The sequence below is a fragment of the Actinoplanes sp. NPDC049548 genome, assembly GCF_040676695.1.
Lineage (GTDB): Bacteria > Actinomycetota > Actinomycetes > Mycobacteriales > Micromonosporaceae > Actinoplanes.
The window spans coordinates 1-1,550 of record NZ_JBFAPM010000066.1 but is presented as its reverse complement, the minus strand read 5'-3'; the positions used below and the strand labels follow the sequence as shown (position 1 = coordinate 1,550).

Here is a 1,550-nt window from a genome sequence, read left to right as displayed (position 1 = left end):
GCACGCCACCGCACCAGATCCCCGGTCCGATACATCCGCTCACCCACACCGAACGGACACGCCACGAACCGCTCACCCGTCAGAGCCGCCCGACCGATGTAACCGCGCGAGACCTGGACACCGGAAACGTAAAGCTCGCCCAGCACCCCCGGGGGCACCGGCCGCAGCCGTTCGTCGAGCACGTGCAGGCGGGTGTTCCAGGTCGGACGGCCGATCGGCACACTGCCGTGGCCACCGGGACGCCACGTCGACGCCGCGACCTGGATCGTGGTCTCGGTCGGCCCGTACAGGTTGAAGAGCTCGGCGCCCCATGTGGCCGACACCTGCGCCGCCAGCTCGGCCGTGAGCTCCTCACCGCTCGACCACAGCCGGCTGACGGTGTGACCGGCCGGGGGCGTGAGCAGTGTCGCCAGGAGGGAGGGCGGGAACTGCGCCACGGTGACGCCCCAGCGCGCGGCGTAGGTCACGAGGCCTTCGGGATCACGCAGCAACTCCGCGGGCGCGACGCAGATCGTGGCACCGGCCAGCAGAGGGAGCCAGATTTCCAGACCGACCGAGTCGAAGCGCACCGAGGTGCGGAAGAGCAGCACGTCGCCGGGATGGAGGGGGTAGGCGTCCTGCATCCACTGCAGGTTGTTGGTCAGGCCGCGGTTCTCGACGAGGACGCCCTTGGGCCGGCCGGTCGAACCCGACGTGTAGATGACGTACACCGGTGCGGACGGGTGGGAGAAGCGGACCGGCCCGGCCGTGGCGTCGTGCGCGGCGATCGCGGACCGGGTCTCCGGCGCGTCGATGTCCACGACGGCGAGTTCCATGCCGGCACAGAGCAGCCGGGTGCTCTCTCCGACGACCGCCACCACAGGTGCCGCGTCCGTCAGGGCGAACGAGAGCCGCTCCGGGGGATCGCTCGGGTCGAGCGTGAGATAGGCGCTGCCGGCCTTCAGGACGGCGAGCATCGCCACCACGGTCTCCAGCGACCGGGGCAGCATGACGGCGACCACGCGTTCGGCGCCGGCTCCGTGTGCGACGAGCTCGTGCGCCAGCCGGTTGGCCCGGGCGTCGAGCTCCCGGTACGTGAGGGTGGACTCGCCGAGGCGGACGGCCGTCGCGTCAGGCGTCCGGCGTACCTGCTCCTCCACAAGCGTGACGAGCGATTCCTCGCGTACGTCCCGGCCGGTGTCGTTCCACTCCTGCAGGACGGACAGCCGCTCGTCGGGCAGCAGGACGTCGAGACGGTGCAGGGGCGACTGCGGTTCGGACAGCACCTGGTCGAAGAGCAGCTCCCAGCGCGTGAGCAGCCGCCGGACGGTCTCCTCGTCGTAGAGATCGGCGGCGAACTCCACGTCGGCCCGGATGCCGGCCGGACGGCCGTTGCGGTCGTGCCGCTCCTCCAGCGACAGCAGCATGTCGAAGCGCGACGTGCCGGTCTGCAGCGACTCGGGGGTGACGCGCAGCCCGGGCAGGCGGAACTCACCCGGCGGAGTGTTCTGCAACACCAACGCCACCTGGAACAACGGATGATGCGCCGTGGACCGCTGCGGATTCAGCAC

Annotated in this window: 1 protein-coding gene; it reads right to left on the bottom strand. The window is 70.8% G+C overall.

Annotated features, from left to right (window positions below; all coding sequences use genetic code 11):
• The coding region (locus AB0J80_RS38465) for an amino acid adenylation domain-containing protein (protein WP_364714777.1) at window positions 1-1,496 on the bottom strand (1,496 nt) is incomplete at its 3' end.
• Window positions 1,497-1,550 lie beyond the last annotated feature (54 nt).